General features: G+C 62.7%; 24 protein-coding genes. 8 read left to right on the plus strand and 16 right to left on the minus strand.

The window, feature by feature from the left end; translation table 11 throughout:
- Positions 1 to 18: 18 nt before the first annotated feature.
- From KEC45_RS08065 to KEC45_RS08085, 5 genes are all read right to left on the minus strand, one after another.
- Positions 19 to 1,125 (minus strand): PotD/PotF family extracellular solute-binding protein, encoded by a 1,107-nt coding sequence (locus KEC45_RS08065; RefSeq protein WP_062180951.1) that lies wholly within the window; start codon positions 1,123 to 1,125, stop codon positions 19 to 21.
- 91 nt (positions 1,126 to 1,216) lie between these two features.
- Positions 1,217 to 2,608, minus strand: coding sequence for a glutamine synthetase family protein (locus KEC45_RS08070; RefSeq protein WP_252171914.1), 1,392 nt, complete (start codon positions 2,606 to 2,608; stop codon positions 1,217 to 1,219).
- 7 nt (positions 2,609 to 2,615) lie between these two features.
- Entirely contained in the window at positions 2,616 to 3,959 is a 1,344-nt protein-coding gene (locus KEC45_RS08075) for an aspartate aminotransferase family protein (RefSeq protein ID WP_252171915.1), read from the minus strand.
- Positions 3,956 to 5,224, minus strand: a complete 1,269-nt coding sequence (locus KEC45_RS08080; protein WP_252171916.1) for an FAD-binding oxidoreductase — start codon at positions 5,222 to 5,224, stop codon at positions 3,956 to 3,958. Before KEC45_RS08080 ends, KEC45_RS08075 begins: the two co-directional genes overlap by 4 nt.
- 14 nt (positions 5,225 to 5,238) lie before the next feature.
- Complete coding sequence (locus KEC45_RS08085) at positions 5,239 to 6,585, minus strand: glutamine synthetase family protein (RefSeq protein WP_062180934.1); 1,347 nt, start codon at positions 6,583 to 6,585, stop codon at positions 5,239 to 5,241.
- Between the two features lie 245 nt (positions 6,586 to 6,830).
- Between KEC45_RS08085 and KEC45_RS08090 the strand changes: the two genes are divergently transcribed.
- Positions 6,831 to 8,147, plus strand: coding sequence for an aspartate aminotransferase family protein (locus KEC45_RS08090; RefSeq protein ID WP_302851626.1), 1,317 nt, complete (start codon positions 6,831 to 6,833; stop codon positions 8,145 to 8,147).
- A 95-nt stretch (positions 8,148 to 8,242) separates the two neighbouring features.
- Here KEC45_RS08090 and KEC45_RS08095 read toward each other — a convergent pair whose 3' ends face one another.
- A complete protein-coding gene (locus KEC45_RS08095) occupies positions 8,243 to 9,475 on the minus strand; it encodes a cell wall metabolism sensor histidine kinase WalK (RefSeq protein ID WP_252171918.1) in 1,233 nt (410 codons plus the stop codon).
- Positions 9,476 to 9,624: 149 nt separating this feature from the next.
- Between KEC45_RS08095 and KEC45_RS08100 the strand changes: the two genes are divergently transcribed.
- Both KEC45_RS08100 and KEC45_RS08105 read left to right on the plus strand, forming a co-directional pair.
- Positions 9,625 to 10,038: a hypothetical protein gene (locus KEC45_RS08100; protein WP_062180928.1), complete on the plus strand. Its 414-nt coding sequence runs from the start codon at positions 9,625 to 9,627 to the stop codon at positions 10,036 to 10,038.
- 57 nt (positions 10,039 to 10,095) lie between these two features.
- On the plus strand, positions 10,096 to 11,097 hold the full coding sequence (locus tag KEC45_RS08105; protein ID WP_252171919.1) for a fumarylacetoacetate hydrolase family protein: 1,002 nt from the start codon (positions 10,096 to 10,098) through the stop codon (positions 11,095 to 11,097).
- A gap of 60 nt (positions 11,098 to 11,157) precedes the next feature.
- On the opposite strand, the gene KEC45_RS08110 is transcribed toward KEC45_RS08105, so the two are convergent.
- Genes KEC45_RS08110 through KEC45_RS08140 form a run of 7 tightly spaced genes read right to left on the minus strand, consistent with a single transcriptional unit; the run spans position 11,158 to position 18,281 of the window.
- Positions 11,158 to 12,195, minus strand: a complete 1,038-nt coding sequence (locus KEC45_RS08110) for a type II secretion system F family protein (protein WP_062180921.1) — start codon at positions 12,193 to 12,195, stop codon at positions 11,158 to 11,160.
- Between the two features lie 12 nt (positions 12,196 to 12,207).
- Positions 12,208 to 13,176, minus strand: a complete 969-nt coding sequence (locus KEC45_RS08115) for a type II secretion system F family protein (RefSeq protein WP_252171920.1) — start codon at positions 13,174 to 13,176, stop codon at positions 12,208 to 12,210.
- A 55-nt stretch (positions 13,177 to 13,231) separates the two neighbouring features.
- Entirely contained in the window at positions 13,232 to 14,503 is a 1,272-nt protein-coding gene (locus KEC45_RS08120; protein ID WP_062180915.1) for a pilus assembly protein CpaE, read from the minus strand.
- Positions 14,500 to 15,141 carry a CpaD family pilus assembly protein gene (locus KEC45_RS08125; RefSeq protein ID WP_062180912.1) on the minus strand — a complete coding sequence of 214 codons (642 nt, stop codon included), beginning with the start codon at positions 15,139 to 15,141 and terminating at the stop codon, positions 14,500 to 14,502. Before KEC45_RS08125 ends, KEC45_RS08120 begins: the two co-directional genes overlap by 4 nt.
- A 25-nt stretch (positions 15,142 to 15,166) precedes the next feature.
- On the minus strand, positions 15,167 to 16,678 hold the full coding sequence (locus KEC45_RS08130) for a type II and III secretion system protein family protein (protein ID WP_238586649.1): 1,512 nt from the start codon (positions 16,676 to 16,678) through the stop codon (positions 15,167 to 15,169).
- A 34-nt stretch (positions 16,679 to 16,712) separates the two neighbouring features.
- Positions 16,713 to 17,756, minus strand: coding sequence for a Flp pilus assembly protein CpaB (gene cpaB, locus KEC45_RS08135; protein WP_062180905.1), 1,044 nt, complete (start codon positions 17,754 to 17,756; stop codon positions 16,713 to 16,715).
- Positions 17,757 to 17,810: 54 nt separating this feature from the next.
- Positions 17,811 to 18,281, minus strand: coding sequence for a prepilin peptidase (locus KEC45_RS08140; RefSeq protein ID WP_238586648.1), 471 nt, complete (start codon positions 18,279 to 18,281; stop codon positions 17,811 to 17,813).
- 106 nt (positions 18,282 to 18,387) lie between these two features.
- Here KEC45_RS08140 and KEC45_RS08145 point away from each other — a divergent pair, with 106 nt between their 5' ends.
- Both KEC45_RS08145 and KEC45_RS08150 read left to right on the plus strand, forming a co-directional pair.
- The gene (locus KEC45_RS08145; RefSeq protein ID WP_062183916.1) at positions 18,388 to 19,518 is read left to right on the plus strand and encodes an FAD-binding oxidoreductase; all 1,131 of its coding nucleotides are present in this window, start codon (positions 18,388 to 18,390) and stop codon (positions 19,516 to 19,518) included.
- Positions 19,519 to 19,606: 88 nt separating this feature from the next.
- Entirely contained in the window at positions 19,607 to 19,783 is a 177-nt protein-coding gene (locus tag KEC45_RS08150; RefSeq protein WP_083435781.1) for a DUF1508 domain-containing protein, read from the plus strand.
- Positions 19,784 to 19,802: 19 nt separating this feature from the next.
- Here the strand turns inward: KEC45_RS08150 and rnhA are convergent, their stop codons facing one another.
- From rnhA to ispH, 3 genes are read right to left on the minus strand one after another with little or no spacing between them, the layout of a single operon-like run.
- Positions 19,803 to 20,261 (minus strand): ribonuclease HI, encoded by a 459-nt coding sequence (rnhA, locus tag KEC45_RS08155; RefSeq protein WP_062180899.1) that lies wholly within the window; start codon positions 20,259 to 20,261, stop codon positions 19,803 to 19,805.
- The gene (gene thrB / locus KEC45_RS08160; RefSeq protein WP_252171921.1) at positions 20,258 to 21,220 is read right to left on the minus strand and encodes a homoserine kinase; all 963 of its coding nucleotides are present in this window, start codon (positions 21,218 to 21,220) and stop codon (positions 20,258 to 20,260) included. The genes rnhA and thrB overlap by 4 nt, the downstream gene beginning before the upstream one ends.
- The gene (gene ispH, locus KEC45_RS08165) at positions 21,220 to 22,200 is read right to left on the minus strand and encodes a 4-hydroxy-3-methylbut-2-enyl diphosphate reductase (RefSeq protein WP_252171922.1); all 981 of its coding nucleotides are present in this window, start codon (positions 22,198 to 22,200) and stop codon (positions 21,220 to 21,222) included. The genes thrB and ispH overlap by 1 nt, the downstream gene beginning before the upstream one ends.
- 174 nt (positions 22,201 to 22,374) lie before the next feature.
- On the opposite strand from ispH, the gene KEC45_RS08170 reads away from it, so the two are divergent.
- From KEC45_RS08170 to KEC45_RS08180, 3 genes are all read left to right on the plus strand, one after another.
- Positions 22,375 to 23,046, plus strand: coding sequence for a hypothetical protein (locus KEC45_RS08170; protein WP_062180890.1), 672 nt, complete (start codon positions 22,375 to 22,377; stop codon positions 23,044 to 23,046).
- A gap of 133 nt (positions 23,047 to 23,179) precedes the next feature.
- Complete coding sequence (gene argS, locus KEC45_RS08175) at positions 23,180 to 24,907, plus strand: arginine--tRNA ligase (RefSeq protein WP_252171923.1); 1,728 nt, start codon at positions 23,180 to 23,182, stop codon at positions 24,905 to 24,907.
- On the plus strand, positions 24,907 to 25,674 hold the full coding sequence (locus tag KEC45_RS08180; protein WP_062180883.1) for an SPOR domain-containing protein: 768 nt from the start codon (positions 24,907 to 24,909) through the stop codon (positions 25,672 to 25,674). Before argS ends, KEC45_RS08180 begins: the two co-directional genes overlap by 1 nt.
- The last annotated feature ends 32 nt before the right edge of the window (positions 25,675 to 25,706 follow it).

Consider the following 25,706-nt stretch of genomic DNA (forward strand, 5'->3'; position numbering starts at 1 on the left):
GATGCCCCCTTCAGACCCTTAGGCCGCCCGCACCCGTGTGAAGGCTTCTTCGTACAGCGGCTGCAACTCGGGATTGAAGCGCGCATATTCGCATTTCGCCAGCACCTCGGCGGGCGGGAAGATGACCGGGTTATTCTTGTAGCTGTCCGGCATCAGCGCCTTCGCCGCCGCGTTGGGCGTCGGATAGAGAATCGTCTCGGTGATTTCCTTGTCGACGTTGGCATCGAGGATATAGTTGATGAAGGCGTGGGCATTTTTCGGGTGCGGTGCGCCCTTGGGGATGCACAGATTATCCGAATTGAGCTGGCTGCCTTCCTTCGGCACGACGAAGTCGATGTCGTTGTCCTCGGTCATCGCCTGCGCGATGTCGCCATTATATTCGAGCACCACGTCGACGTCGCCCTTCAGCAACAGGTCCTGCCCGTCATCCTCGTGGAATTTCTTCACATTGGGCTTTTGCTTGATCATCATCTTTTCGATCGTCGCGATGTCCGCGGGGGTCAGCGCGTTGACCGATTTGCCCAGATATTTGCCGTAAAGGCGGAACATGTCGCCGGCCTCCGACAGCCAGGCGATGCGGCCCGCATATTCGGGGCTGTCGAACAGGACTTTCCAACTATCGGGCCGCGCCGACACTTTCGATTTGCGAAAGCCGATGCCGAGCGCGAGCCAGGTATAGGGCATCGAAAACTTGCGCTGCAGGTCATATTCGACGTTGATATAGGCCGGGTCGATATTCTTCTTGTTCGGAATTTGCGCATGGTCGAGCGGCATCAACATGCCGGCCTTGCTCATCCGCTCGACAAAGTCGTTCGACGGCACAATCACGTCGTAGCCGGGATTGCCGGCCTTGAACTTCGCAAACAGCACGTCGTTGCTGTCGAACAGGTCCATCGTAACGTCGACGCCCGTCGTTTCCTTGAAATTGTCGAGCGTATTCTCGCCGATATAGGTGTCCCAATTGTAGAAGTTCAGCTTGGCTTCCTCGCCGTTCGCGAGCTTCTTGCCTTCGCCCTTGCTGCATGCGGCGAGCCCGCCGAAACTGATCCCGATGGCCGCGACCCCCATCGCCTGGAGCAGCGAACGGCGTCCCCGGGTTTGCTTGATCAGTTCAATCGGATCCATGTGCAGCCTCCCTGTTTGTGACGTCAAGCTGACTCAATAAAGTCGGCTTGGAAAGAGCTTTTTTGCGCTGCACCAGGAATATTTGAAACTTTCATGCGTTGCGCAGGTACCAGTCGTAATCAAGCGTCGGAACGACGCTGAAATAATTGTCCTGTTCGACCCGCTTGACGATGCTGAACATGTCGACGAAGCGGTCGCCGAGATAGGCGCGCATCAGCTTCGATGCGTGGAAGCGGTCGACCGCAGCGAACCAGTTGGAGGGCGGCTTGTCGTCGCCCGAATTGTCGCGATCATAACCGTTGCCGACGACCGCCGCGCCCGGATCGGTCTTGTTCGTCATGCCATGATGCATGCCCGCTAGGACGGCGGCGACCGCAAGATAGGGATTGGCGTCGGCACCGCACGCGCGATGCTCGACATGCCGGCTCGGCGGCGGCCCGGCGGGGATGCGGAACGAGACCGTGCGGTTGTTCACGCCCCAGGTCGGTGCGACGGGGGCATAGCTGTTCGCCTTGAAACGGCGATAGCTGTTCGCATGCGGTGCAAATAGCGCGAAACCATCGCCGACGCTGCCGATCATCCCGCCGATCGCGTGGCGTAATGTGGGGGTGCCCTCGGGATCTTCGCTCGCAAAGATGTTTGCGCCCCTGTCGTCGTTGACCGAGACGTGAATGTGCATGCCGCTGCCCGCCTGATCGGCGAAGGGCTTGGCCATGAAGGTCGCCTCTAGTCCCTGCTGCTGCGCGATCGCCTTGACGAGGCGCTTGTACATGATTGCGTCGTCGCAGGCGCGCAGCGCATCGGGCTTGTGGCGCAACGTTAGTTCGAACTGGCCGGGCGCGAATTCGGATATGGCGCTTTCGAGCGGCAGGTCCTGAATGTCGGTCGCGGCATAAAGTGCGTCGAAGAAAGGCCGGAAATCGTCGAGTTCGCGGAGACCATAAACCTCGACATTGCGCGGCGTGTCGCGGCTGTAGGCCGGGCGGGCAGGGCGAACCTTGCCGTCGCGCGCGCGGCGCGGGTCGACGAGATAAAATTCGAGCTCGACCGCAAGAACCGGAGTCAGCCCGTCGGCGGTGAAACGGTCGATCACACCGCCCAGCACATGGCGCGGGTCGAGATCGTGCGGCGTCCCATCGAGTTCGTAGAAATCGACGAGGAATTGCGCGGCATGGTCGCCGCCCCACGGCGTGCGGACGAGCGTGCCGGGGATCGGCTTCATCGATCGGTCGGCGTCGCCATCTTCCCAGACGAGGCCCGTTTCGACCGTGTCCTGACCGGTAATGTCGACGACGGTAATCGAGCCGGGGAACATGCGGCCGCTTTCATAGACGGCCAGCACCTCATGCTGGCGGAGCCGCTTGCCGCGAGGCACGCCGCCGAAGTCGGTGTAGATCATCTCGATCGAATCAACGTCGGGATGGGCCTTGAAAAAGGCTTCGGCTTCCGACCGTGGCGCGATCACGCCCGATGACTTCGACATCGCCCCGTTACTCCTTCAATGCTCGCACACAGTCGGCGAAGGCGCCGACCAACCGGTCGATCTGATCGTCGCCGGTAACCGGGCTCACCAACATCATATTGTGAAACGGCGCCAGCAAAATCCCGCGATTGGCGAGAAAGAGGTGGGTCGCCGCCTCCAACTCGGGATGCATGGCCGTCTTTGCTTCGCTGCCATTGTGGGGTGGGGTGAGGCAGGTCAGGAATTCGACGCGGGCGCCGACCTGTGTGACATGCCAGTCAAGGTCAGCGGCGGCGATTTCCTGTTCGAGCCCGGCGACGAGGCGTGCGGCGCCACGCAGCATCTGGTCGTAGGCGGTGGGCGTGATGACGTCCGACAGCATCGCATCCATCGCGGTAATGGCGAGCGCGTTGGCGGATAGGGTGGTGCCGATACCGCTGTGCCCGGCGGGTCTCGCGGCGTTGAGCGCCGCCATGCGTTCGGCGACCTCAGCCGAAAATCCATAGACCGCGCACGGCACGCCGCCGCCGATCGACTTGCCGACGACCATCAAGTCGGGTTTTGGACCATGCACGGTGCCATGGCCACCATAGCCCGACGAAATCGTGTGCGTTTCGTCGAATATGAGCAACGTGCCCGTTTCATCGCACAATTTACGCAGAGTTGAGAGAAAGCCCGGCGCGTCGCGCACCATGCCCACATTGGTCATCACCGGTTCGGCGAGGACACAGGCGATGTCTCCGCCGCGAAGAGCCGACGCAAGCGCTTGTTCGTCGTTGAATTCGATCACGGTCGTCGTGTCGCGAAGGTCGTGGACCTGTCCGATCAGGCTGGCACGCATCATCGGCGTTCCGGCCTTCAGATCGACGAAGGCATCGTCAACCGCGCCATGATAGGCCCCGTTGAAGGTCAGGATCTTGCGCCGCCCGCTGATCCCGCGGCACCAGCGGATCACCGCACGGTTTGCTTCGCTGGCGGTCGTAGTGACCTGCCATTGCGGTAGACCGAACATCGCGGCGAGCTTTTCGGACAGTGCTGCCCCCCGCTCCGTCGGGAGCATGTAGCTTAGCCCTTCGGTAGCCTGCCTGATCAGTGCGGCCGCGAGAGCAGGCGGTGAATGACCGAAAAGGCTGGCCGTGTCGCCGAGGCAGAAGTCGTCGTAGTCCTGTCCGTCGATGCTGGTGAGCGTAGCATGTTTTGCCGATGCGGCGACGATCGGCACCGGACTCGGCCAATCCTTCATCCAGTGGAAGGGAACCGATTGGAACCATCCCGTGGCCGCGGCATGGTGCGCGAAAGTGCGCGGGTTGGCAGCGCGGAAGCGTTCGGCCTCGATTGCCGCGACGCGGGCTATGGCCGCGTCGGCGATCACCCGAGCTTGTCCTTCATGGCGTAATAGAGCAGCCCGAGCGTCGCGAGCGGGCGGCGCAGCCACTTGCCGCCGGGAAAGGGCTGCGATGGCAGATTTGCGAGAATGTCGAAGCGTTCGGCGGTGCCTGCCACAGCCTCGGCAACCAGCTCGCCCGCGATGGTTGTCACCAATGCTCCATGACCCGAAAAGCCGTGCGCGTGGAAGATGTTCCCGCGCCGTCCGATATGCGGCAGCCGGTTCAGCGTCACCGCGACGACGCCGCCCCAGCCATAGTCGATCTTCGCGTCGGCGATCTGTGGGAACACCTTTGCCATATAAGGTCTTACGAACGCCGCGATGTCGCGCGGCGGCACCTGCGAATAGCTTTCACCGCCGCCAAAGATCAGGCGTTTGTCGGCCGAGAGGCGGAAATAATTGAGCACGAAGCGGCTGTCGGCGACCGCGGCGTCGGTCGGGAGCAGTTCGTCGGCGTTCGGCAGCGGCGCGGTCGCGACGTTATAATTCATGATCGGCACGGTGTAGCGGCCGAGGTCGCGCTCGACTTCGCCGATCCAACTATCGGTCGCATCGATGACGTAGCGCGCGCCGACATGCGCGCGGTCGGTCATCACGCCCGGCCCTTCGGGATTGTCGGTGATCTGGCGAACGCGCTCACCCTCCCAGATGCGGACCCCGGCGGCTTCGGCGGCGCGGGCTAGGCCGATGGCGTAGTTCAGCGGGTGGAAATGACCGCCCTGCGGATCGTGGATGCCGCCATGATAGAGCGGGCTGGCGATATGGTCGCTCATGGCGTGCTTCTCGACGACCGCGCTCCGATAGTCGAAGCGGTTGGCGAGATATTCGGCTTCACGCCGCATCGTAGCGAAATCCTTCGGCGTCCACGCCGCCTCCAGATGACCGGCCTTCAGATCGCAGTCGATGCCATGTTTCGCGATCCGCGATTTTACACGGTTTTCGCGCCAGCACAGGTCGAACAGGGCGTCGGCGCGCTCGCGTCCGAACTCGTCTTCCAGTTCGGAGGCGGTCCAGCGAAGCCCCGGAATGAGCTGCCCGCCGTTACGGCCCGACGCGCCGAAGCCGATATGCTCGCGTTCGATCAGGATCACCGAAAAGCCTCGCTCGGCGCAGGCGAGCGCCGCCGATAGGCCGGTAAAGCCGCCGCCGATCACCGCCACATCGAACGACATATCCCCATCAATTTCATAGGAGGATCGCCACGGATGGACGGTCGCGGCATAATAGCTGTTTGCAAGCGGATCGGTCATGGTCGCAGCGCGGGTCAGACCCGCATCAACAGATGTTCGCGTTCCCAGCTCGATACCACCGACTGATAGTTGAACAGCTCATGATCCTTCACCGCGAAGAAGATTTCGAAGAAATCATCGCCGAGCAAATTGCGCACCTTCTTGCACGAGGCGAAACGGTCGAGCGCAGCCTCCAGCGTGCGGGGAAGGGTGCGTGCGCGGTTGTACGCGCTGCCGGTGATCGGCTTTGCGGGGACCATCCGGTCGACCATCCCGATATAGCCGCAGATCAGCGAGGCAGCGATCGCGAGATAGGGATTGCTGTCGGCGCCCGGCAGGCGGTTTTCGACGCGGCGGTTGTTCTTGTCCGAGATCGGCACGCGGAACCCGCACGACCTGTTGTCCTCGCCCCACTGAACGTTGATCGGCGCTGCGCTGTCGGGGCGCATGCGGCGGAAGCTGTTCACATTGGGTGCCCATAGCGGCGAGATTTGCGGCATATAGCGCACAAGCCCCGCGATATAGCTGCGGAACATCGCGCTATCGCGGCCGTTGGCGGTCGAAAACAGATTCTTGCCCGACCCCGCATCGACCACCGACTGATGAATGTGCATCGCGCTGCCCGGCTGACCCGCCATCGGGTTCGCCATGAAGGTCGCGTAGACGCTGTGCTGTTTCGCAACATTGCGCACGACGCGCTTGAAAAGGAACACTTCGTCGGCGAGCCGCAGCGGGTCGCCATGCTCGAAATTCACCTCGAGTTGCGCGGCGCCCATTTCATGGATCATCGTATCGATATCGAGCCCCATCAGCTCGCAATCGTCATAGATATGATCGATGATATCCTCATATTCGTTCATCGCCTCCAGCCCATAGGGCTGGCTTGCTGTCTCGCTGCGTCCCGACTGGCCGACGGGCGGGGTCAGCGGAAAGTCGGGGTCGGCGTTCTGCGAGACGAGGTAGAATTCGACCTCGGGCGCGATGATCGGTTTCCAGCCCTTTTCGGCATAAAGCCCGAGGACCTTCTTAAGGATCGTCCGCGGCGCGATGTCGACCTCGCTGCCGTCTCCGTTGAACGCGTCGGCGATCACGAAGGCGGTCGGCGAGGTGAAGCCGGGTGCGACGCAGATCGTGCTGGGGTCGGCGATCAATATCTTGTCGGGATCCTTGTCCCAGATATCGTCGATATCCTCGGGATAATGGCCGTCGATCGTGCATATGAAGACACTGCCCGGAATGCGCAGCGACTTGTCCTTGACGGAGGAGAGGAACTTCTTGGCCGGCAGCACCTTGCCGCGCTGAACCCCGTTGATGTCGGGAACGATACATTCGACTTCGTCGATTTTATGGTCGCTGATCCATTGTTCCAGATTGACTGACATGAGCCCCCGATTGGGCCGAGGAGTCGGCCCGTTGTGGAGAGGGTAGCGTATCGCAAGCTTTCCACGAGCGCCAGTGGGGGCAGCTATTCGGCCATTTCCGGCATGATTATATGCCCGATTCTTTGCTTGCGCGAAATGGGCAGGCGGCCATCCTGGTATCACGGGCTTGACCCGGCGTCGGCCTTTTCTCCAAGTAGGACGACGCGCCGACGCTATCCCGTGTGCGCAACAAGGAGACGATGGTGATGAGGGGCGACAATGACCGGCTGGCTTCCTTCTGGATGCCCTTTACCGCCAATCGTTCGTACAAGGCGCACCCGCGCCAGCTCGTCTCTGCGAGCGGGATGTATTACCAGTCGTCGGACGGGCGCGATGTGCTCGACGGAACTTCAGGCCTTTGGTGCAGCAACGCAGGCCATTGCCGACCCGAGATTACCGAGGCGATCGCCAACGCCGCGGCGACCCTCGATTTTGCGCCAACCTTCCAGCTCGGGCATCCGCTTCCGTTCGAACTGGCGGAGCGGCTCGCCGCCCTGATGCCAGCGGGGCTCGACCGCATCTTTTTCACCAACAGCGGGTCGGAGTCGGTCGATACCGCGCTCAAGATTGCGCTCAATATCCAGCGCGCGAAGGGGGAGGGCACGCGGACGCGGCTGATAGGGCGTGAGCGCGGCTATCATGGCACCGGCTTTGGTGGGATCAGCGTTGGCGGCCTCGTGAACAATCGCCGCGCCTTTGGCGGGGGATTGCCCGGCGTCGATCATATCCGCCATACGCACGACATCGAACGCAACGCCTTCACCCGCGGGTTCCCGCACCATGGAGCCGAACTCGCCGACGATCTCCAGCGCCTCGTCGACCTGCACGGCGCCGATACGATCGCGGCAGTGATCGTCGAGCCGATGGCGGGCTCGACCGGCGTGCTCGTCCCGCCCGTCGGCTATCTCCAGCGCCTGCGCGACATTTGTGACCGGCATGGCATCATCCTGATCTTCGACGAGGTGATCACCGCTTTCGGCCGCGTCGGCGGAGCAACGGCGGCAGGACAATGGGGCGTGACTCCCGATATCATCACGATGGCCAAGGGCCTTACCAATGCGGCGGTGCCGATGGGTGCGGTGGCGGTGAAGCGCGAACTTCATGATGCGGTGATCGACAACGTGCCGGGCGGGATCGAGCTGTTTCACGGCTATACCTATTCGGGGCACCCGCTGGCGAGCGCCGCTGGTCTTGCAACGCTCGACCTCTATGCCCGGGACGGGCTGTTCGACCGTGCGGGCGAACTGTCAGGCTATTGGGAAGATGCCGCGCACAACCTGAAGGGTGCGCGCCATGTCATCGACATTCGCACGATCGGTCTTGTCGCCGGGATCGAACTCGAGCCGCGCCCGGGGGCTCCCACCGCACGCGCGATGGAATTGTTCCATGCGTGTTTCGACAATGGCCTGCTGGTACGCGCGACCGGCGACATCATTGCGCTGTCGCCGCCGCTGATCGTCGAAAAAAGCCAGATCGACGAGATGTTCGGGAGGCTGGGCGAGCTGTTGGATGGGATCGCCTAGGATAGTCGATCCGGGGTTAGGTTATTGCGCTGCCAAACAATGCACCGCGCAGCCAGTGATGCAGGCACGCGCTATTGCGATAGACGGCCGACCATCTACGCCTGACCCGCCAGCGGAAATGCCACCGAAACGCGCGTTCCCTTGCCAAGCTCGCTCGCGATATCAAGCTGCCCCTGATGACGCTCGCTGATGTGCTTGACGATCGCGAGGCCGAGGCCGGTGCCGCCGACCGAGCGGCTGCGCGCTTCGTCGACACGATAGAAGCGTTCGGTCAGGCGCGGCAGATGATCAGGCGCGATGCCGTCGCCCTCGTCGCTGACAGACAGCCGGACCCGACGGCCTTCGCGCGCCAGTTCGACCGTCACGGGCGTTCCAGCGTGGCCATATTTCATCGCGTTCGAAATGATATTGTGCGCGAGCTGCCCCAACTGCGCTTCGTCGCCGAACATTGGTTGCGGTTCGTTGCCCAGGCTTGCGACGATGTCTTTCGCGCGCGCCTGTTCGCTGTCGCGCAACTGCGCGATGGTCGTCTTGACGATTGCGGCAAGATCGACCTGTGCGGTGGGGCGGCGAAAACGGTCGGCCTCGACGCGCGAGATCGAGAGCAGGTCGATCACCAATTGTTGCATCCGTCCGGCCTCGCGGTGGATGATCGAAAGGAAGCGGCTTCGGGTCGGCGCATCGGTGTCGCCGTTCATGTCCTGCAAGGTTTCGACATAGCCCAAGATTGCCGCCAGCGGGGTCCTGAGTTCGTGGCTGGCATTGGCGACAAAATCGGATCGCATCCGGTCGGCAGCGTCGATGGCCGAACGGTCGGACAGGAAGATGATATTCTCGCTACCCGACAATGCAGCGATCCGCATCGTCCAGCGTTGGCCGGGGCGCGGAAAGTCGATCAGATTGACAGTTTCGAGCGGAAGGTTCGCGTCGATTTGCGAAAGCCAGTCGGTTGCCGCGGGATGGCGGATCGCGGTGCGGACATCCGCCCCGACAATATGCCGGCCAAGCAACCGGATCGCCGCGTCGTTGGCGATGGTCACAATATTGTCGGCGGTTCCGATCAGGGGCTCTTTTTCCTGATCGACCCAATGGGCAAAATCGGGGTGGCGGAGCAACGAGATCGGCGGGGCGACGGCAGCTACGGCGCCGACGTCCTTCGTGGCTGGCAAGGACATGGGTAGCGCGCTGTAGACCGTCGCCGCGGCGAGAAAACCCGCAAGCACCATGATCGCAATCGACAGCGGATCGCCCCCGGCCAGCGTGGCAAAGATCGCCGCGATGGCGACCAGCGTCAAAGCGATGACCAGGCTGGAAAGGCGATCGAACATCGTCGCTGCGCCTCGCACGAAGCGGGGATCGAGCGCAAGGATGTTTACGGTAATTAACGTCCCTTCGGCGAATGTCCCAAAGCGGGAAGGGCGAGGGGGCGGGCCGTCTTTTGCTTTTCCTTGACGGCTCATTAGGTTATGCGCGCGGCATGGAAAACGGCGACATTCCCGACGAAAATCCCGCAGGGGCGGACGAGGCTATTCCTTCGCGGCGAAGAATGCTGGCGCTCGGCGCGATGGGTGTGTCGGCCGCACTGACGATCCGCCCCGCCTTTGCGCAGACTGCGGTGTCGGTAATGAACTGTGAGATCCCCGTTCCGGGACCGACCGGCGCCGGCAAATATATCGATACGGCGGGCAAGCTGGTTCCGCCGGGCACCAAGGGCGCCTTTCCGGGCTCGCCTCGCCCGTTTACAGGCGAGGAAGTGAAGCGCGCCTTCCGTGGGCAGACGCTGCCGGGCACGACCTACAACCAGTCGCAGGCCTATCTTCAATATATCCGGCGCTTGCAGGCGGGGCAGAGCGGCTTTACCTGTTTCGCATCGATCACGACGACGCGCTGATTTTCGTTCCTTTGAGGCGATGTCGGTTCAGCCGCGCCGCCAGCCAAAGGAATTTCTGTGAAACTAGCTTCGCTCAAACAGGGTCGCGACGGTCGCTTGGTCGTCGTTTCGGACGATCTCGCCTGGTATGCCGATGCGGGCCAGATCGTGCCGACGATGCAGGCGGCGCTGGACAATTGGGCCTATGCCGCACCCCGGCTTGCGGCGCTGGCCGAGGATCTCAACCATGATGCGATCCCGAAGGACCGGTTTCATGAGCATGACGCCGCATCGCCGCTGCCGCGCGCCTATCAATGGGCGGACGGCAGCGCTTATGTGAACCATGTCGCGCTGGTGCGGCAGGCGCGCGGGGCCGAAATGCCCGACAGCTTCTGGCAAGATCCGCTGATGTATCAGGGCGGAAGCGACGCGTTCCTGGGACCTCGCGACCCGATCCCGCTCGGCGATCCGGCCTGGGGCTGCGACATGGAGGCCGAGGTCGTCGTCGTCACCGGCGACGTTCCCAAAGGCATTGACGCGATTGCGGCGCGCGACACGATACTGCTCGTCGGGCTGACCAACGACGTATCGCTCCGTGGGCTGATCCCGGCGGAGCTCGCCAAGGGTTTCGGCTTTTTCCAGTCGAAGCCGTCGAGCGCGATGTCGCCGGTGTTCGTTACGCCTGACGCGCTTGGTGAACGCTGGAAGGATGGCAAGCTGCACGGCACGCTGTCGGTCGACCTCAACGGCCAGCCGCTGGGGCGCGCCGATGCGGGGGTCGACATGACTTTCGATTTTGGGGCGCTCATCGCCCATGCGGCGAAGACACGTGATCTGGGCGCCGGCACGATCATCGGATCGGGCACGGTGTCGAATCGCGACGCCGATGGCGGGCCGGGCAGGCCGATCGCCGCGGGCGGCCTGGGCTATAGCTGCCTGGCCGAAGTGCGGACGGTGGAAACGATCCAGCAGGGCGAGCCGAAGACGCCGTTCATGCAGCAGGGCGACACGGTTCGCATCTGGATGGACGACGACCGCCATCACAGCATCTTCGGCGCGATCGAGCAGCGCGTCGGCTGATAGCAAGAGAGGGCGGAATTGCTTCCGCCCTCTCCCGATCTTACTCGCGCTACCGCTTGTTTAGCCGAAGCTGCCGCCGGACATCGCGTCGCTCAGCGAACATGCTGCTGGGCCGAGAATGACGATGAACAGCACCGGCAGGATGAACAGAATGAGCGGCACGGTCATGATTGCGGGCAAACGAGCTGCCTTTTCCTCAGCGCGCATCATGCGTTCATTCCGGAATTCGGCCGACAGAACGCGAAGCGCGCTCGCAAGCGGCGTGCCGTATTTTTCGGTCTGGATCATCGTCGTGACCACGCCCTTCACCGACTCCAGATTCACGCGGTAAGCGAAGTTTTCGAAGGCCTGACGGCGCTCGGTCAAGAAGCCGAGTTCGATCGACGTCAGAGCGAATTCTTCGCCGAGTTCGGGATAAGCGCGGCCCAGTTCCTTCGAGACGCGGGCGAAGGCGGAGTCGACGGTCAAGCCGGCCTCGGCGCAGATGACGAGTAGATCGAGCGCATCGGGAAGACCTTTACGGATCGCGTCGGTGCGCTTCTGGCGCATATTGTTGACGAACAGATCGGGCGCCTTGTAGCCTATGATCAATGCACCCATGGTGGACATTGAGCGTTTGAACGGCGTCAGATCGGGCCACATGTCGACCCAGTAGATCAGCAAGACGGCGAGCCCACCGAACAGGATCGGGAGGACCATGCGGCCAAAAATTACCGCCACGGCGAGATCCTTTGACCGGATACCGGCCTGCGCCAGCTTTTGCTGGACCTCTTTTATCTGCCCATCCTGCAACACCTGAAGCCTGTCGAGGAAGGTACGCATCCGGTCGGCCGTCTGGTTCTTGCGAACCAGGCGAGCACGACGCTTCGCGGTCGAGGCGGTGATACCCGCCTTCAACTGTTCGCGACGATCGTTGAGGGCCTTGACCCGCTTAGTCATCGGATTGCGAACGGTTAGCGCGTTGTAAATCGCGAAAAGGACCGCAAATACGCCGACGGCCGCGAGCATGGTACCCGCCCATACGACGTCGATGCCCAGAATTTTCGGACCCGCCTGCGCGCCTGAAAAGGCCGAACTAAGTAGGAGGCTGCTGTTCATTTCTATGCCCCCTCAGATTTCAAAGTTGACCATTTTGGCCATGATGCCGGCGCCGATGCTCATCCAGATGAGACCACCCAACCCGGCGATGATGAGGCGCTCTTCGTAGAAGAAGCCTCCCAGATAGCTGGGGTTCATCGACCAGACGACGCCGAAGACGAAGAAGGGCAACGAGCCGACGATATAGGCGGAAGCCTTCGCTTCCGACGACATCGCACGAATTTTGAGCTTCATCTGAGCGCGCTTGCGCAGAACGTCCGACAGATTGGCCAGCGTTTCGGCCAGATTGCCGCCGGTTTCGCGCTGAATCTGGATCGTGATGCAAAAGAACTGGAATTCGGGAGTGCCGAGCATATCGGCCGATTCCTGCAATGCCGCTTCCATCGTGTTGCCGATGCGGATGCGTTCAATGATGCCCTTGAACTCCTCGCCGACGGGGCCGGGTAGCTCGTGGCTGACGACCTGGAAGGTTTCGGTGACCGGCAAACCCGACTTCAGACCGCGTACCAGAAGGTCGATCGCATCAGGAAAGCGGGCGTTGAATTTGGCGATGCGCCGCTTGATCGCCGATCCGACAACAAAATAGGGCAAGCCGAGCGCGAGGAACAAGCCGACCAGCCCGGCCATCAGAATTGGCGCGCGAACGATGAGCATGGCGCCGGTTACCACGACGAACACGATCATCGACGCGAACATATATTGCGTGAGGGTCCAGCTCTTGCCGGTCCTGCGTATCCGCTTCTCCAACTCGTCGCGACGGGGAAGCAGCGCGGTCAGCGATGAATCACCCTTGCGTCCTGACTGAATCGTTTTGCGCATCTGGGCCGCAACTACGGCTTCGGTCGAGTTCGCGTGACGGTCCTTGACCATCGCCAGCCGCCGCGTCTTCGCCTTTCCGGACGACGGTCCGCCGAGCAGGAACATGAGGAGGGCAAAAGCCAGGAAGGCCCCTGCGATGATAAGGATGACTGGCAGATTCATGGTCAGCTGATGCCCGCTTCTATCGCTGGACGTGGCGACGGCCCGGGGGCCGCCATCACGCCGCTTGTTTCACGCCCTTTTTCGTCAGCCCGAGCTTGCCGAGCAGCGAACCGCCCGATTTGCCCTTCGCCGCGACAATCTGCGCTTCCTCGGCTTCGACATCAGCGCCTTCGAGGATGATGCGCATCAGATTATTCCATACCTGCGCCGCCTTCGTGCCTTTGCAGGTTTCAGCATAGGATTTGCCGAGCTTTGCCGACTGGGCGACCAGCTTGGGGTCGAATGGAATGACGATGTCGATCGGACGTTCGATCGAAGATTCAAATTCCTTGCGCGACAGTTCGCCGATGGCGTTCTGAAACTTGTTCGCGACCAAGACGACACGCGCGCCCGGAATATTCTGCTTGAACCAGGACAAGAGCCGGATCGTGTCGCGCGCCGCGGCAAGCGTAACGTCGCTAACGAGCAGGATCGTGCCGGCTTCAGACACAAGGTGCGGGAAGGGGATCAGTACCTGTCGCGGAATGTCGACGATCGTCATCTCGAATGCCGAGCGAAGTTCCTCTTCCAGCTGGAAAAAGGCAGAGCCATCGGTCATCACCGGCTGATGGATCGGCGCTTCCGCCGACAACAGGCTGAGCTTGTCCGATGCGCGCACCATCGCGCGCTCGATGAAAAGCCCGTCGATACGGCTGGGGTTGTCGATCGCATCGATCAGGCCGCGGCCCGGTTCGAGATCGAGCGTCAGTGCGCCCGTGCCGAAATGAACGTCGAGATCGAGCAGCGCGGTCTGACGGCCAGCCTGCTCGCTGATCGCCCACGCAAGCGAAGTCGCGACGAGCGACGCGCCGACACCGCCGCGAACGCCGACAACACCCATCATGTGATGCGGCTTGTCGTCGTGCATATCGGCATGTTTCGGCGCCGACAGCATGGCTTGCGCCATCGTGAGCGATTCGCGGACCTGTTCGAGCGAAAGCGGCTTCAGGAGATAATCCTGGATGCCGCTGGACAGCAGATCGCGGTACAGCCGAACGTCGTTGACCTGACCCGCGGCAATCACGACGGTGCCCGGCTCGCAGACCTCCGCCAGCGCATTGATGTCGTTGATCGGGTCGCCTGATTCAGACATGTCGACAAACAGGATGTTCGGGCTGGCCGACACCGACAGCGATTGCACCGCATTGCGCAGGCCGCCCTTGTTACACTTTTCGATCGGCCAGCCCATGTCGTTGGCCGCGGCGCGGATCAGCTCGAGCGTATCGTCATCGCAGACGAAGGCATTAAACGGATCGCGCAATCCTGCTGATTTGAAAGGAGCGTTCACTGGCTGCCTCCGCTGGTGGGTGCCTTGGTCAGTTCGCCGGCACCGGTCTGGGGTTTGGTACGATAGGTCTGGATCGCGCGCGTTGCCGCGGCCGGGTCGCTGCCGGTATTGCTGGCGCCCTTGATCAGGTCGTTCGGATCGGCGACCATCGCAGCAAGATTGCTGTTCGTCGCGCAGCCATAGTTCGACGATGTCGAATTGGTCGGATTGATCGACGACTTGCTCTCCCAGTTGGGACAGCCAGGTACCGATGCCGATGCCCGCGTCACGACGATGCGCATGTGGCCGTCGGGCACGGCTCCGGTCGTGACCGGAACGTCGGTGCTGAGCAGCAATCCGCGGCGCTCGACCATCGCACGGACCGTCGCCTGTGCAGCGCTTGAACCATAGAGCGACGGGTCCTCAAGTGCGACGCGGTCGCCGTAGCGAACTCCCATCGCGTCGAGCCAGCCCTGCAGGCGACCCTGTTCGCTCGGAGGCAGTTCGCCGTTGGCCGCCGCAACATCAAACTGATAGATGCTGTTGCGCACGACCGGCTGGTGCACCGAGTCCAGACTGTGGTTGCTATTGGCGGCACCGGTACAGCCGGCGAGCGACGTGGCCACAGCCAGAACCGTCCAAGTTGCGATTTTTTTCATCACTTTGCTCCTGAAATCCGGCGCGTCACTTGATGCTGAAACCGGGCGACGCGTCGCCGCTGCCCCGCGGACGATCGGCATCGCCGACGCTGGTATCGAGCCGCGGTTTGGGGCGGTCGCCGCCAGTTACGCCATTGCTGGTCTGGTTGAGCAGGAGGCGCTGAAGATCGTTCGGGTCCTGATAGGCATCGGTGGGAAGCTTGATGTCATTTGCGGACACCGGCTGGACCAGATACGGCGTCACGACGATGACGAGTTCGGTTTCGCCACGGCGGAAGCTGTCCGATTTGAACAGCATGCCGAGCACCGGGACATCGCCGAGGCCGGGAAGCTTGTCGATGGCACCGATAGACCGGTTGTTTAGCAGCCCCGCGATCATGAAACTCTCGCCCGAGCCCAGCTCGACCGTAGTTTCGGCGCGGCGGATCGTGAGAGCCGGAACCTGAAAGCCCTGCATTTCGATCGCGCCCTCGGTCGACAGTTCCGACACTTCGGGGCGGACACGCAGGCTGATCCGGCCGTTGGACAACACCGTCGGCGTATAAGCCAGGCTGACACCATATTTGCGATATTCGATTGTCGTCCCGGCGAAATTGCCCGGGATCGGCACGGGAAACTCGCCGCCTGCCAGGAAGTCAGCGGTTTCGCCCGAAATGGCGGTCAAATTTGGCTGCGCCAGCGTAGCGACCAGACCCGAGCGTTCGCCGATATCGAGCGAAGCGATCAGATCGAGACCGAACAGGCGGCCAGCGCCCGCGAGGCTGCGCGTACCCGTCGGCGTCGTGACCTGATATTGAGTGCCAAGGTACGGCGAATTGATCGGCTGGCCTGTGACGGGATCGTACGGGCGGGGCACGGGGCTACCGGGGAACACCGCCGTCGGCGCAGGGACCGGCGTAATCGTGCCGGGGTTCCGGCCACCGAAGACTCCGGCCAAGAAGCCGCCCGTCGAATCGCGGGTCAGGACGTTGCCGCTGATTTCCTTGACCAGCGAGCGGTTTACTTCGGCGATCCGGACCTGCAGATTGACTTGCAGCGGTGTCGCCGTGCGAAGACGCGATAGAACCTTGGTCTCTTCGCCGACAAAAGCCTGTACCAGCCGTTCGGCTTCGGCGGCATCGTCAGGCGATTTCACCGTTCCCGTGAGCAGCACGAAGCCGTTCATCGGGTTCGCCGAAATACTGGCGTCCGGCATCGCGAGCGAAAGCATCTGATCGATCGTCTCGATGTTGTTGCCGACGCGGGCGACGGTCGAGAAAACGACGCGGCCGCTGGCATCGGTGGCATAGATGCTGGTTTCTCCGGGCTTTTTGCCAAAGATGTAGAGCTGGCGACCCGAACGCACCTGGACGTCGGCGACTTCGTCATTGGCGACAAAGACGTCGGACATCGAGGCGGGAAGGCTGACCAGCCGGCCGCGGCCCACCGATAGTTCGATGCTGCTGCTCGCGTTCTGGACGGCCTGTGCGATAACGGGCGCCGAAGGAGCTGCTGCCAGAGTGGCTGCGACGAGGCCTATCGCCAGGGTGCGGGCCATGGCCGCCGCCTTGAGTTTGGCTGTGCTGTTCATCTTACTTACCCCCGACCGGAACTTCGGTCATCTTGTCGCCGCGGGTCACGCGCACGACCGGACCGGTCGGAACGGACACGGGGCGCCCCCCATAGGATTGCGTGGAACCGCTGTTGTTCGTTGACGCCTGCGGTGCCCGCGGTGCCGTCACACGGCCGCGTACCGGGATCCAGAAGCGCGAGACGTCGCCACCGGTCGTCGCCGACGAGCGGCTCGAGGTCGGACGTGCAGCGGCTTCGGCCAGCATCTTCCGTTCAGCATTAGCGCCGCCAGTGGCCGGAACATTGACTTCGCCCGACGCGATTGCCGCGTCGAGTTCGCCGGCGCTTTCGGCCAGTGGACGCAGCGCGAGCGAAAGTTTGCCCATGTCCTGCGCGACGGCGATCTTTTCGGCGATTTCGGGTGTTGCTTCGAGAGTCACCGAACCGAAGGTGCGGACCGGGGTCTTCCCCGTTTCGTCTTCGGCATCAAAGCGCTGGTCAGTCGCCAGAATACGGACGTTACGGACGATCGTTTCGGCGGTGAACAATTCCTTGTCTGGATAGCTCGAGTTCTCCGAATCGACCGAGATGCGCTGCGCGAGAACCACGTCGACGCGGTCACCCGGAAAAACGAACCCGGCGACGCCTTGTTCCTGGCTGACCTTGACCGTGACGGCACGCATGCCCGGGCCAAGCGCCGCAGCGAGGAAGCCGCGGTCGTCGGGATGGACCAGAGCGCCCTGTGTCAGGGGCTGGCCCGCCGTGATTGGATAGCGCACGACGGTCCCGACCAGCGTATTCACGTCGGTCTTGTCCTTCATGAAATAGGCCTTTTCGACCAGTTCCTTCGGCCAGGGCTGAAAGCGGAAGCTGTCCGGGCCAACGATCGTACCGACGGGCAACTGCCGTGTCGCAACGAGGATCATCGGACCGGTAATCTCCGGTGCCGCGGCCGCGCGGGCCTGTGGCGCCGCCGCTCCGCGCATAATCTGGTTGACCCCGAACGCCGCGCCGATGGCAATCACCAGCGCGCCGACGATCAGCATAATCTTTCGCGTATCCATGACGATTTGTCGCCCTCCTGCACCCACCAGAGACGGTCGTGCTTTTCCCTCAGGTCATCCGATAACCTGAAACTGGTTAAGATATTGTTGGTGAAGCGCCCAAAGGCCTGCTGCGGCGATGGCGACCCCATAGGGGACCTCGACCGGCTTGTCCGAAGGACGCAATTTCATATGGATAAGCATCACTGCCGACAGGATGCCGCCGGCGACCGCCATGATCGTCAGCATTGGGACGAATAGGGGTAGCGGGATCCAAAGCATCACCGCGCCGATCATTTTGACATCGCCGCCACCCATCGCGCCGACAGCGAACAGTCCGGCAAAGATCAGGAAGATGGCGAATGCCGCGCCGAACTGGATCGGAACGTCGGGCCAAAAGGCCAGGCCGGTCGCGATCCAGAAAGGGATTGCAAGCAGCGCTATCGCTGCGTTGAGTTGGTTCGAAATGCTGCGCGACCGCAGGTCGCTGATCGCTGCTGCGATCATCAGCGCGCCGAGCAGGACCATCAGCCCCAGGGAGATCATGCCGCTTTCCATCGGCTTTCTCATAGGCAACATGGCTTACCAAAGAGTAACCATGCTGCTGGCACGCGCTGCTTGCATTCCGCGGTTCAACCGATATGCGGCGGGCATGACCGCCGCGCCGCCTTCCACTACCGATGTGCTGATCGTCGGCGCAGGGATCGCCGGCGCGAGCCTAGCGGCAGCGCTCGCGCCCTCTCGCCGAGTCATGCTGGTAGAGGCCGAGGAGGCCCCCGGTTACCACGCGACGGGCAGGTCGGCCGCTTTCTGGCACGAAAGTTATGGCGGAGTGGCGGTGCAGCCGCTGACCCACGCGTCCTTCGAAGCACTGAACAATCCCGACCCCGAATTTTCGGATATGGGCTTCCTGTCGCCGCGCGGAGCCTTGACCCTGGGCCGGCAGTCCGACGCGGCGGCCGTCGACGCGTTCGTCGCCGAGTTCGCAGCACAAGGCGTGGATGTGGTACGGATGTCGGGTGCCGAGGTCTCCGGCAGAATTCCGGGCCTTCGCCCCGAATGGAGCGAAGCCGCCTATGAATCCGCCTGCCGCGATATCGATGTCGCCCGCCTCCATGCCGCCTATCTGCGCGCGGCGAAGCGGGCCGGCGCGAGGCTGGTCACGCGCGCGCCCTTGAGGCGCGCGCGCCGCGTTAGCGCCGGCTGGGAGGTCGAACTGGGCGGCGCTCGGGTCCATGCGGCGCTGATCGTCAACGCCGCCGGGGCATGGGCAGACGAGGTTGCTGTGGCATGTGGGATCGCGCCAGTCGGCATCCAGCCCTATCGCCGGACGGTGATGCAAATCCGGCTGGGAGTTCCGGTTCCCGCCGACTTCCCGTTGGTGGTCCACGTTGGCGGCGAATTCTATTTCAAGGGTCAGAGCGAGGGGCGCGTCTGGCTGACTCCCCATGACGAGACGCCGACGGCTCCGCACGATGCTGCGCCTGAAGAACTCGATGTAGCGCTGGCGATCGACCGGATGCAGTCGGTGGTCGATTGGCCGGTCGCGGCCGTCGAACGTAAATGGGCAGGCTTGCGCAGCTTCGCACCCGACCGCGTCCCCGTGTTCGGCGCCGATCGACATGAAAGCACTTTTATCTGGTGCGCAGGGCAGGGCGGTGTCGGCATCCAGACCTCTCCAGCGATTGCCGCGCTCCTCGCGGCGGAGTTGGGCGCGCCGCTGCCCGGCGGTGCGATCGGCAGCGTCGATCCTGCGCCTTTTGCAGCATCGCGCTTTCGCTGAGCGATCTGACCGCTTGCGCGACGAAACGACTGGATTACCATAGGCTTGGCTGCGCCACCCCGGGCGCCGCCGACATGTGGAGGATGGTATGGCCCATTATTTCGAGATCAAGAAGAACAAGGCCGGCGAATTTGTCGCCTATTTCAAATATAATAGCGAACCCATCTTCTGGACCGAGGGCTATAGCAGCAAGGCTTCCGCGAAGAACGCAATCGAGTCGATCCTGAAGAATGGGCCGACCGCAGAAGTGCGCGAAACCGAATAAGACCGAAGCGCGCGGGCGCTTAGCGTGCCCGCGCCACTTTCAAGGCTGCATCGCTCGCGAGTTGGTCGGCGAGTTCATTGTCGCCGTGGCCTGCATGGCCCTTCACCCAAATCCATTCTACCTTGTGCCGGGCATTTTCCTTGACGAGGCGCTGCCACAGATCGGCGTTGGCGACCGGCTTTTTCGCCGCCGTCTTCCAGCCATTCCTCTGCCAGCCGAAAACCCATTTGGTGATGCCGTCGCGAACATAGACGCTGTCGGTCGACAATTCGACGTTGCAACTGCGCTTGAGAGCGGCAAGTGCCTCGATCGCCGCCAGCAATTCCATGCGATTGTTCGTTGTGTCGGGCTCACCGCCGGAGAGGGTCTTCACTACATCCCCCCACCGTAGCACTGCGCCCCATCCGCCGGGCCCCGGGTTGCCCTTGCACGCACCGTCGGTGGCGACGATCACGGTCTTGCCGATGCTCTCGCTCATCCGACTGCGAACAAGCCGGCGGCGTCGGCGGCGCTATAACGTTGCAGCCGGGCGAGGAACGGAGAGGGATCCTTGCGCGTGACAAGGGCGTCGGCGGGGGTATGAACCCAATCATGCGCGCGCGTCAGCAGGAAGCGTAGCGACGCGCCGCGCGCGAGCAGCGGCAGCGCGGCGACCTCGGCATTAGATAAAGTGATCTCGCGGGTATAGCCGCGCATCAGCGCTTCGGCGCGGGCAGGGTCACAATATTTCCCGTCGGTGGAAAAGGCCCAGGACGCGTGCGTAATGACCAAGTCATAGGCGCGAAAGTCGCTCGCCGCGAAATAGAAGTCGATCAGCCCGGTGACCCGGTCGCCGAGCATCAACACATTGTCGGGAAACAGGTCGGCGTGAATGACATGCATGGGCAGGTCATGCGGCCAATGCGCATCGAGATAGGCGAGCTCTTCATCGACGATCGACTGGAGGCCGAGCAACACCACGTCGAGGTCGCCGGTCGCCTCGGCAACGCTTCGCCAATGGCTATGGCCCATGCTGTTCTCGCGCGCACCCGAATAATCCTCGAGGGCGCGGTGCATCGCGCCGAGCGCTTTACCCGCCGCTTCGCACTGAGAAGGGGTCGGCTGGGTCAGCGAAATACCGGGTAGGAACTGGATCACGCACGCGGCGCGGCCCGATATCTGCTGGATTGCGGCACCGCTCCGATCGCGGATCATCGCCGGGACCGGGCAGTTCTGGGTGGCAAGATGGCTCAGCAGATCGACAAAGAAGGGGAGGTCGCCCTCGCTGACCCGCTTTTCATAAAGCGTCAGAATGAAGCGGCCACCTGTCGTTTCGAGCAGGAAGTTGCTGTTCTCCACACCCTCGGCAATGCCTTTGCACGAAACGACCGTGCCGATGTCATACCGGGCCACCAGCGTTGCAAGATCGTCGGGCTCGACGTGCGTGTAGACAGCCATCAGGCAGCTTCGAGCCCGCGCGGCAGTTTGAAGACCATATTTTCTTCGGCGGTGACCACGACATCCTCGACGACCGAGCGGACAGCGGCGACGGCGTCGATGACTTCGCGAACCAGCGTTTCGGGCGCGCTCGCGCCCGCGGTAATGCCAAGCGTGCCGATGCCCTCAAGCCATGCCGGATCGACGTCAGTACCGCGCTGGACGAGATGCGCCGGGGTTCCGAGCCGTTCGGCAACCTCGACGAGGCGCAGGCTGTTCGAGCTGTTGGGAGCGCCGATCACGATCATGCGATCGCACTGTCCCGCGATGGCCTTCACTGCGTCCTGTCGGTTCGACGTCGCGTAGCAGATGTCCTCGCCGCGCGGCCCGGCGATTGCAGGAAAACGGTGCTGGAGTGCAGCGATGATATCGCGCGTATCGTCGACTGACAGAGTCGTTTGCGTCAGAAAGGACAACATCTCGGGATCGCCGGGTGACAGGGCGGCGACGTCATCGACCGATTCGACCAATGTCATCGCGCCTTTGGGAAGCTGGCCGAGCGTCCCAATGACTTCCGGATGGCCGGCGTGGCCCACAAAAATGATATGCCGTCCGGCCTCGTAAACGCGCTCGGCCTGACGGTGGACTTTCGATACAAGCGGGCAGGTGGCGTCGATATAGTCGAGCCCCCGCATCTCGGCCTTTGCGGGGACCGCTTTGGGCACGCCGTGCGCGCTGAACACGACGGGCACGCCATCGGGAACCTGATCGAGCGATTCGACGAAAATCGCACCCATGGCCTTCAACGAGTCCACGACATAACGATTGTGGACGATCTCGTGCCGGACATAGACCGGCGCGCCATATTTCAGGAGCGCGAGTTCGACGATACGGATCGCGCGGTCAACGCCGGCGCAAAAACCTCGCGGCGCGGCGATCAAAACCTTGAGTTCTGCCGCTTCACTGCCTTCTGCGTGCGTCATCGGATGGGGAGCGTTCATGATGCGCGGGCTCTAGCGCAGCAAGCCATCCGGGGTAAAGCCGCTTCGTCCCCGCCCGCATTCTTGTTCTCTTTGTTGCGCCGCGTTCATCGCACCGATAAGAAGCGGCGCGCATGAAGCGGGATCAATTGTCCCGACGCCTGTCAAAGCGCCTGTTTGGAAAGCCCGTTTATCATGATGTCCATTTCGTTTCCGTCCCGTAAGTTTCTGACCGTGCTGTGCGGCACGGCAGCCATGGCGACGGTGGCGGGATGCGCGAAGGATAATGAAATCGATCTCGCGGGCGGCGTCGGCATCACTGCAACGCGGAGTGCTTGCCCGGCAGTGGCGATCCCGCTCCACACAGGCGATATCACGCTGTTCGACCCTGCGACGAGCCGCGATGCCAGCGCCGTCGATGTGGTTGCCGCGATTACCAACATCACCCCGCAGTGCAACGACACGGGCGAAAAAGTCTATCAGCTTGCCAGCTTCGACGTCGTCGCTACGCGCCGCGATGCCGGACCGGCGCGCGCGGTTACCTTGCCCTATTATGCGACCGTCCTGCAGGGCGGCACCGCTGTCGTTGCGAAGCGGCTCGGTAACGTCACCGTGAATTTCGCCGAAGGACAGGTGCGCGGCACCGGGCGGGGGCAGGCGTCGGCCTATGTCGACCGTGCGGCGTCGACATTGCCCGCCGACATACAGGAACGCATCACTCGCAAGCGCAAGGCGGGCGATCAGGACGCAGCAGTCGATCCGCTCAGCCTTCCCGAGGTCCGCGCGGCCGTGCAGCGTTCGAGCTTCGAATTGCTCGTCGGCTTCCAACTGACGCAGGATCAGCTCGAATATAACGTCCGACGATAAGCTCGCGGCGGCGTTCCGGCGCCGTTCGCATTTTCACGCCCCGCGCGCCGCCGTGCGACGCGGGGCTTTTCGCGCCCGCCCACCTGTTATAGGGCGCGCGCAAGTCCTTCCGATCGAAGATAGGCCAAGCCCCGTGACTCTGTTCAGCCGCTTTTCCGACCATATCGGCACCGCGCTCGATGCGCTGGTCGCCCGCGACGCACTCCCTTCGGGGCTCGACCGTTCGGCCATAAGCGTCGAGCCTCCGCGTGATCCCGCACATGGCGACGTCGCCACGAACGCCGCGATGGTACTCGCGAAGCCCGCAGGTATGAACCCGCGCGCGCTCGCGGATCTCCTCGTCGCCGAACTTGGCACGCTGGACGAAGTGACAGAGGCGAGTGTCGCCGGCCCCGGCTTCATCAACTTGCGCGTTGCCAGCGACAGCTGGCGCGACGAACTCGCGCTGATTTTCAGCGAGGGCGGCGATTATGGCCGCTCGGCGATGGGGCAGGGGCGTCGCGTCAATGTCGAATATGTCTCGGCGAACCCAACTGGCCCGATGCACGTCGGCCACTGCCGCGGCGCCGTCGTCGGCGACGCGCTCGCCGCGCTGCTAGAATATGCCGGGCACGAAGTGATCCGCGAATATTATGTCAACGATGCAGGCGCGCAGGTCGATGTCCTCGCCCGGTCGGTCCACATGCGTTACCGCGAGGCGCTTGGCGAAGACATCGGCGCCATCCCCGAGGGGCTCTATCCCGGCGACTATCTGATGCCCGTCGGCGACAAACTTGCCGCCGAATATGGCGACCGGTTCGTCGATGCGCCCGAAAGCGCCTGGCTCGGACTATTCCGCTCCGAAGCGGTCAGTGCGATGATGGACATGATCCGCGCGGACCTCGCGAAGCTTGGCATTCATCACGATCTTTTCTCGTCCGAAGCCGAGCTGCAGGCCGAGGGCAAGCCGGCCGCCGCAGAGAAATGGCTGCGCGACCATGACCTCGTCTATGACGGCCAGCTTGAAGCGCCGAAGGGCGAGACGCCCGAAGATTGGGAGCCGGTCGAACTGCCGCTGTTCCGTTCGACACAATTCGGCGACGATCAGGACCGCCCGATCAAGAAGTCGGACGGTAGCTGGACCTATTTCGGCGCCGACCTCGCTTATCATTTCCAGAAAAGCCAGAACGCCGACGAACTGATCGATATCTGGGGCGCAGACCATGCGGGGACCGTCAAGCGGATCAAGGCCGCGGTGGCAGCGCTCACGGGCGGCAAAACGCGTTTCGACGTCAAACTTGTGCAGATGGTGCGGCTGCTAAAAAATGGCGAACCGTTCAAGATGTCGAAGCGCGCGGGCAATTTCGTGACGCTGGCCGATGTCGTCGACGAGGTTGGCAAAGACGCGGTCCGCTTCACGATGTTGACGCGGAAAGCCGATGCCCAAATGGATTTCGACTTTGCCAAGGTAGTCGAGGCATCGCGCGACAATCCCGTGTGGTATCTGCAATATGCCAACGCCCGTATCGCGCGACTGCGCAAGAAAGCCGCCGACGCCGGGATCGAGCTGCCTACCCCGGCACCTGGGCGGCTTAACGAGCATGAACTGGGGCTGATCAAACTGCTCGCGCAATTTCCGCGGACCGTCGAAGCCGCGGCATCGGCGCGTGAACCGCACCGGATTGCTTTCTACCTTGCCGACGTCGCCGCGGCCTTCCATGCTTGGTACAACCTCGGCAACGACGACGCGGGCCTTCGGATCGTTCTGGACAATGACCCGGAATTGACCGCGACGCGCCTTTATTTGGCCGATGGAATCGGGCAGGTTATCCGCAACGGGCTGTCCCTGATGGGGGTAGAGGCGATCGAGGAGATGAACTGATGGCCGGGGACAAGAATGCGGAGCAGGGCGACGCTGGGCTCGGCCTTGAGGACGAGGATCGGCTGCCCTGGCTTGAAGCCGCTGACGGGTTCGAAGAAGATGGCGAAGTTTCGCCCGCGCGCTTGCTCGTGATGGTGCTCGGAGGCTTGCTGCTAATCGGCGTGGTTCTCGGCGGCCTGTGGTGGGTTCAAAATGGCGGCGCGCGCGGCAAGGGTGAACTGATCGCGGCGCAGCAGGGAGACTATAAGGTCGCGCCCAAGACCGATGGCGCCAAGACGTTCGAAGGCGAGGGCGATGCGAGCTTCTCGGCCAGCGAAGGCGCCGAGCCTGCCGGCAAGGTCGACCCGACGCGCATGCCTGAAGAACCCGCGGTGACGCCCGAGGAACGCGAGGCTGCGGCCAAGAAGGTCGCCGCAGATAAGGCTGCCGCTGCCAAGGCGAGCGCTGCAAAGGCTGGCCCGGCGGACAAGGCGAAAGTGGCGGCAGCGGCGCCAAAAACGCCCGATGGCGAAGCCAAACCTGTGGCGACCGGTGGAGCGGTGATCCAGCTTGGGGCGTTTAGCAGCGACGCTGCGGCAGCGAAGGCGTGGACGAACCTTTCGAAGCGCTTTGCCTATCTAGCGGAACTCAACAAATCGGTTTCGCCTGCTAAAATCGGCGATGGCACGGTCTATCGCCTGCGCGTTTCGGCAGGAACCGCAGCCAACGCTTCGAATTTGTGCGGAAAATTGCGCGTTGCCGGTGAAAATTGCGTCGTCGTTCGCTGATTCGGCCCGTTTGGCCGCAGACTCTGTTGGTG

The sequence above is a fragment of the Sphingopyxis sp. USTB-05 genome (assembly GCF_023822045.1).
GTDB lineage: Bacteria > Pseudomonadota > Alphaproteobacteria > Sphingomonadales > Sphingomonadaceae > Sphingopyxis.